Origin of the sequence: Porticoccus sp., from assembly GCF_041592135.1 — a bacterium.
Taxonomy (GTDB): Bacteria; Pseudomonadota; Gammaproteobacteria; order Pseudomonadales; family Porticoccaceae; genus Porticoccus.
Map to the genome: position 1 here is coordinate 1 of NZ_JBFHQR010000127.1, position 6,946 is coordinate 6,946.

Here is a 6,946-nt window from a genome sequence, read left to right on the forward strand (position 1 = left end):
ACAAGCTGGACGATTTCAGTGCCCACTTCTTGTGATTCATCAGTGTTGTGCTGGTTGAACCGCTCCAGGGTGGAATCGGATCGATAGCTCGACATACTGGCATCAATGCTGGCGAGCCTTTCAGAAACAATCTGGGCAATATGTGCGTTATCGGTGGGCTCGCGGCGCCAATAACTGATGTGGTAGGTGGTTCCCTGGGCGAAGCCTTCGATGGATCGCGGGGATGGAGCCTTGCTACAACCCGAAAGCAGCGCGAGAAGCAGCGTGCTGACCGCGAGTAATATAGTGTGATTCAACGGGAAGCTTCCTGATACATCAAACGATATCCCACGCCAGCTTCGGTACGGATATAAAAGGGTTCAGCCGGGTCATCGCCCAGCTTTTGCCGCAAATGGCTGACAATGATGCGCAAATAATGACTGTCCTCCTTATGCTGCGGCCCCCATATTTCCTGTAGCAACTGGGTCTGGGTGATGACGCAGTTTGGCGATTGAGCCAGTTTGGCTAATACAGCATATTCCTTGGGTGTCAGATCCACTTTCTCGCCCGTAAGGGCGACCCAGCGCTTGCCTAAATCAATATGCAGGTGTCCGTCATCCAGTATCACTGGCGAATTCGGTTTAATGTGATCACGGACGTTTGCACGAATACGAGCAAGGAGTTCCTCAATACTGAAGGGTTTTATTACGTAATCCTGGGCGCCGGCATCCAAGGCACGGACTTTCTCGCGATCACCGCTGCGCACCGAAAGTACGATCACCGGCACTTTCGACCAGGTTCGCAGTTCGTGCAACACTTCGTGGCCATCCATATCGGGGAGCCCTAGATCCAGGACTACCAGATCAGGTTGTTGGCGGGCAATCGCCGCCAGACCAGACTCACCGCTTCCCGCCTCGGTCACCTCATAGCCTTCACTTTTCAGCGCAATACGCAACATGCGCCGAATGGGCGACTCATCGTCCACGATGACAATCTTTATACTCACGTGGTTCGTTATTCCTTACTGGTTGTCGATGTTGTGGGTGGCACATCTAGCGGCAATTCCACCAAAAACCGGGTGCCCTTGTGTCCGACTCCTTCCATGGCCTGCACGCTGCCACCATGGGCACCGACCATGCCACGGCAGATGGCCAACCCCATCCCGGTATTTTGCTTTTTCTTGTCTCCCTCGGCGACAACAAAGAACATATCAAAAATTTTTTCACGCAGGTCTTCCGGTATGCCCGGACCTCTGTCATCGATGGCGATGGTACAGCGATTACTTCCGGTGGCGATGGTTACGTCGATTTTCTCACTGCCTGGTGTAAAACGTGCGGCATTCTCGAGAATGTTAAACAATGCCTGCTCAATCAGCGCCGCATGCACATATAACACGGGGGCGGTATCCGGAAAATGGGTTGCCGTTTTGACGCTGGGGTAATAGCGTTTGAGGCGAGTCAATGCGCTGCCTACGATATCGGCGATCGAAACCCAGTCGCGCTCGATTTTGAGGGTGCCGTATCCCAGCCGCGTCATGTCCAACAGGTTCTGGATATAGCTGTCCAGCCGCCGACTTTCCTGAAGGATGGTGTCCATCAGATCCTTCCGATCCTGCGGGCCAAGTTGCTGCTCCAATAATTGCAGACTCTCGGCCGCGCCCATCATCGCCGCCAGAGGGGATTTGAGATCGTGGGAAACCGAGGACAGCAGGGCTGAGCGCAATTGTTCGACCTCGGTTTTGACCCGTGCGGACTCCAGATCCCCAACCAATTGAATCCGTCGCCAGGTATCTGCTGCCTGTTGCAACATGCCCTGGATGAGATCCCTGTCATACGGCACCAGAGCGGTGTCATTTGGGTTCAACCGGATCAAGGTGCAGGCGATGCATTGGGTTTCCTTGCAGATGGGGAAAACGGTCCAGCTCGAGGCGTTAAGCGTATCGGTCAATCGACCTGAGGGAGCTGTGTGTTTGTGTGCCCACGCTATCGCCTCGGTATCCAAGGAGCTGAGTGCTGAGGACGGAGCAGGATAGGTTACGTAGCATTCGCCCTCGTCGGGCACGGCAATACACACCTCTACCTGCAAGATGGAAGACAATTTTTTTGCTGTTGATCGCCATACGGCTTCGGCATTCTCTGCTATTGAAAGGGCCTCGCCCAGAGAGCGCATGGCCTCAGAGTAACGGTTGGCTTCACGAAGCAATAAGAACTGGCGACGAATACGGGAGGCCGCCGGCCCACATATGATGGCAATAAGAAACAGAAAAATCAGCGTTGACAACTCGTCCTGTCGAGCGACTTCGAAGGTGTAATGCGGATCAGTCAAGAAGAAGTTGAAGCACAGAAAACTGAGTACTGCCGTCATCATGGCTGGACGGGAGCCATAACGTAACCCGGTGGCAATCACCGCCAGCACATACACCAAAACCAGATTCGCATGGTGTATCCAGTTCTGTAGCCCTACCGCCAATACTGTCGCCAGGGTGACGGCCAGCACTCCGCTGCCGTATCCCTGTATATTTCCAAGTAGTGGCCTTTTGATTTCAGTAAAAGGGGCACTTGCCCTGGGCGTCTGGGGAGAACGAATGACAGAAACCTCCAGTGGCAATCCAGACTCGATCAGTTGCCGGTACAACCGTTTGCCCCAGGGTTTGAAACTGGACCGGGTACCAGCGCCAACCAACACGGTGGTAATCCGCTGCTCTTCGATATAGGGAATTATCGTCTGAAAAGTACTTGGGCCGCGCAGGACCTCCGTGTGGGCACCCATTTCCTTGGCCAGGGAAACCACCGATTGTAGACGGCGGCTACCTTTATGGGTTGGTATCTGCCCCGTGTCCACCCAAACCACCAACCAGGGTATCTTGCGCTGATTGGCGATTTGCCCTCCTTTCCGAATCAAGAAGTCATGGTCGCTATTGAGACTAACCAGAACCAACAGCTTTTCGTGAACGACAAACCCTGTTTCTTGGCCCTGAGCCTCTAATCCTGTAGCCATGCTGATTCCCGAGATTTATGCAAAACACTCCCCATTTCACTGGGATGACCACAACATTCGGCACATGCAAAAAGTAGGTAAAAGGTAACGAAGGGATTATTTTTCAACCCACCTCCACCCCTTTCCTGGAACCCCGCCACCGGGGTTGAGAGAATCGCATATACTCCCCCCAGCTATAAGCCTGCTCTGCCCTCAACGTTCTCAACTCCGGCCATACCAGGTCCCCTTGCCCTTGCCATGCTGTTCCAGTTGCCGACTGGACACCAGGTTTTGCAGGTGTTTCTTTATGGTATTCCGGTTTGCGCCGGTCAGTTCGACAAGCTGGCTGACGCTGAGTCGACCGTGCTCGGTGGCCAGCTCCAGAATCCTGATCGACAGTTCCGGCATTTTGGCCAGCAGAATGTGTTCGCGCTCGATTTTCACCTCGAGGCGCAGCTTCTGTTTTTGCAGCGCCCGCAAAAAATACAGTACCCAGGGCTGCCAGTCGGGGGAGTCCGTTCGTATCGTGCCCTGGGTGTTGCGCAACGCCAGATAGTAACCCTCCTTGGATTGCTCCACCACGCTTTCCAGCGAGCTGTAGGGCACGTAGGCGTAGCCGCTGCGCAGCAACAAAAGCGTGGTGATAACGCGGGAAAGCCGGCCGTTGCCGTCCTGAAATGGATGAATTTCGAGAAATGCCACGGTAAAAACCGCGATCACAAGCAAGGGATGCAGAGCTTTGCGTTCTAAAGCATCCCTCGTCCAAGTAACTAGCTCCGTCATCAGGCGAGGTGTATCAAACGGCGAAGCCGTTTCAAACACCACGCCGACTTCCTTGCCATCGGCATCGAAGGCGCTGACGTGGTTGGGGTGGGTCTTGTAGTTTCCCCGGTGGCGCTCATCCTTGCTGCTATAAGCAAGCAGTTCGCCGTGGAGTTGCTTGATATGGTTCTCGCTGAGGTCGATGTGCTCGGCATTGTTGAAAACCGTGCCCATCACTTCGGCGTAGCCCGCCACTTCCTGTTCGTCACGGGTCTCAAACTTCTTGATCTCAATATTGCTTAGCAGGCGAGCCACCTCCCGGTCGGACAGGCGGCTACCCTCAATGCGGGTGGAGGAACCGATGCTTTCAATGGTCGCCACCCGGCGCAATGCGGACAGGCGATCCGGCGCCAGCGTGCCGATGGCGCGCCAGGTGCCCTTGAATTCATCCAGCTCGGCGATCAGGGAGAGGATTTCCGGGGTGATGTGGAGGCTATCAGTATTGAGGCTCATAGCCGGATTTATATCCATATATATCCATAAAAGCAAGAACCAGCGGCAGCCAACCCGCATAAATACCCATATTTATCCATAAGTGTCCATCTGGGGGCCAAGTGCGGGAATGGCCAACCCCCAGAATTTCATCAACACCCGATTGCCACCCGTTGACTACAACCCCCGCTGCCACTCCTCTCTAAGGGGAATCACTCCCGGCTGGTGAATGGCGGTACGCACCTGCTGCAACAGCTGCTCTTTATCGCGGTTGAGGGTGCCTTTCAGTATCAGGTAGTTGGAGGCGTGGTCGCTGCGGAACACAGTGCGTTCCAGTTCCAGGGTATCCAGCAGCATTTCCATTTCCCCAAACAGTTGCCGTTGAGTCAGCGGTTGGTATTCGCCGCCAAAGCCCTGCTGAAAGCGCTCTTCACCCATCGGGAAACTCACCACCAGGGTGGAGAGGAATTCCGGCTGGGTTTCGTTCATCAGTCGGGCGGAGTTGATGGCGTGCTGCTCGGTGTATTGCTGGCCGCCGAGGCCGTTGAGAATCATCACCGAGCTTTTCATGCCCGCCTGCTTGATCTTGTGCAGGGCATCCAGCGACGAGGCGTAGGTTTCGCCCTTGGCGATTTTTTCCAGCACCAGGTCGTCGCCGGATTCGCAGCCCACGTACATCAGGCCGAGGCCGAGCTGTTGCAGCTCCGCCAGTTCCTCCACGGATTTGTTTTTCAGGTTGCGGGGCAGGCAGTAGGAGGAGATGCGCTGTACGTCCGGCAGGTATTGGCGGATGGCCAGCAGGATTTCCTTGAGGCGGCGAAAGGACAAGGTCATGGAGTCGCCATCGGCCAGAAATACCCGGCGCACCGGGTAACCGCTGGCGGCCACCTGTTGCAGTTCCTGCTCAATATCCGTTTGGGGTTTGACGCTGAATTTTTTCTGCGGCGCGGTGTACATCTCGCAGAAGGTGCAACGGTTCCAGGAGCAGCCGTTGGTGACCTGAAGAATCAGCGAACGGGCTTCGCTGGGGGGACGGAACAGGGGTTCTACGTAATCCATTCACATATCCTACCCTTGTTGCGGGAAAATTAGAGTCCCTTACTCTCCCAGAAGTTGTTTCATAGAGTCACGAGCGAAGGTGCGTCAAGGCAAAAATGGCCGAAAAAGCGGAGTTTACATTGAGTAAATGAGCACTTTGAGCCATTTTTTACCAAAAGTAGGCGCCCTTAGGCGACACCGCCAGGGCAAGTAAATTAGTTTTTCAACCGCCTGTCATTCTCGGCGCCAAGTAGTCGCTTCCCGAGAATCTTCCAATACGACACCCTGTGCGAGCAGATCATCGCGAATCTGGTCGGCGCGGGCGAAGTCGCGGTTTTTCTTGGCTGCGGCGCGCTCGGCGATCAACATCTCAATTTGTTCATCACTATACTGAACACTAACCTCCGGGGTCTGGCCGGCTTCATTGATCTGGCCTGATCTCGGCTCAACATCAAGAGTTAAGGATGTTCTTCTCTTACCTTTAAACCAAGCCTCAGGGTCCTCTTGCAAGATACCGAAGATATCACCCATCGCTTTCAGTTCCGCCACCAGTTTACGGGCCTGGGCTTCGTCGGTCTTGGCCTGGGTGTTGATATCGCGCACCAGATCGTACATGGCCGCCAGCGCTTCGCGGGTGTTGAAGTCGTCGTCCATGGATTCCACGAAGCGGCGGTAGTAATCGCTGTGATGCAGCTCGCTCAGTTCGGCGGGCACCACATCGGCAAAGGGGCGCAGCGCAATGTAGAAGCGCTCCAGACCACCCTTGGCCTCGATAAGGTTTTCCTCGGAATAGTTGATGGGGCTGCGGTAGTGGCTGGACAGCAGGAAGTAGCGCACCACTTCCGGGTGGTATTTTTTCAGCACCTCGCGGATGGTGAAGAAGTTGCCCAGAGACTTGGACATTTTCTCGTTATCCACCCGCACGGCACCGGCGTGCATCCAGTAATGGACATAGGGCTTGCCAGTGGCCGCCTCGCTCTGGGCGATTTCGTTTTCGTGGTGGGGGAACGGCAGATCCGGACCACCGCCGTGGATATCGAAGGTTTCCCCCAGGCAGCAGGTGGACATGGCGGAGCACTCGATGTGCCAGCCGGGACGACCGGGGCCCCAGGGGGATTCCCAACTGACTTCACCGGGCTTGGCACCTTTCCAGAGGGCGAAATCCCGTGGGTCTTCCTTGATATCACCCACTTCGACGCGGGCACCGGCCAGCAGGTCTTCGGGGTTTCTGTTACTCAGCTTGCCGTAATCCGGGAAGCGGCTGATGCGGTAGTAGACGTCGCCATTGTCCGTCGCGTAGGCGTAGTGGTTGTCCACCAGGATTTGCACCATATCGAGAATGTCATCCATGTGACCAGTGGCGCGAGGTTCAATGTCCGGGGGCAAAATGCCTAGGGCCGCCTCGTCCTCATGCATGGCTTCGATCATGCGGTCGGTGAGCGCAGTGAAGGGCTCGCCATTTTCATTGGCGCGGTTGAGGATCTTGTCATCGATATCGGTGATATTGCGCACGTAGGTGACATCCCAACCCTGGGAGCGCAGGTAGCGGGTGATGACGTCGAACGCCACCAGCACCCGGGCGTGGCCGATATGGCAGTAGTCGTAGACGGTGATGCCGCACACGTACATGCGGATCTTGCCCTCTTCGATGGGTTTGAAAACCTCTTTCTGCCGGGTCAGGGTGTTGTACAGAGTCAGT

Annotated in this window: 6 protein-coding genes; all 6 read right to left on the reverse strand. The window is 55.4% G+C overall.

Annotated features, from left to right (window positions below):
* On the reverse strand, positions 1–296 hold a 296-nt coding region (locus tag ABY948_RS10265), incomplete at its 3' end, for an FAD:protein FMN transferase (protein WP_461482443.1).
* Complete coding sequence (locus ABY948_RS10270) at positions 293–985, reverse strand: response regulator (RefSeq protein ID WP_461482444.1); 693 nt, start codon at positions 983–985, stop codon at positions 293–295. The genes ABY948_RS10265 and ABY948_RS10270, both read right to left, overlap by 4 nt.
* Positions 986–993: 8 nt before the next feature.
* The gene (locus ABY948_RS10275; RefSeq protein WP_461482445.1) at positions 994–2,976 is read right to left on the reverse strand and encodes a DUF4118 domain-containing protein; all 1,983 of its coding nucleotides are present in this window, start codon (positions 2,974–2,976) and stop codon (positions 994–996) included.
* A 201-nt stretch (positions 2,977–3,177) separates the two neighbouring features.
* Positions 3,178–4,230, reverse strand: coding sequence for a Fic family protein (locus ABY948_RS10280; RefSeq protein WP_461482446.1), 1,053 nt, complete (start codon positions 4,228–4,230; stop codon positions 3,178–3,180).
* Positions 4,231–4,386: 156 nt separating this feature from the next.
* A complete protein-coding gene (locus ABY948_RS10285; protein ID WP_461482447.1) occupies positions 4,387–5,268 on the reverse strand; it encodes a radical SAM protein in 882 nt (293 codons plus the stop codon).
* A gap of 213 nt (positions 5,269–5,481) precedes the next feature.
* Positions 5,482–6,945 carry a cysteine--tRNA ligase gene (gene cysS / locus ABY948_RS10290; protein ID WP_461482448.1) on the reverse strand — a complete coding sequence of 488 codons (1,464 nt, stop codon included), beginning with the start codon at positions 6,943–6,945 and terminating at the stop codon, positions 5,482–5,484.
* Position 6,946 lies beyond the last annotated feature (1 nt).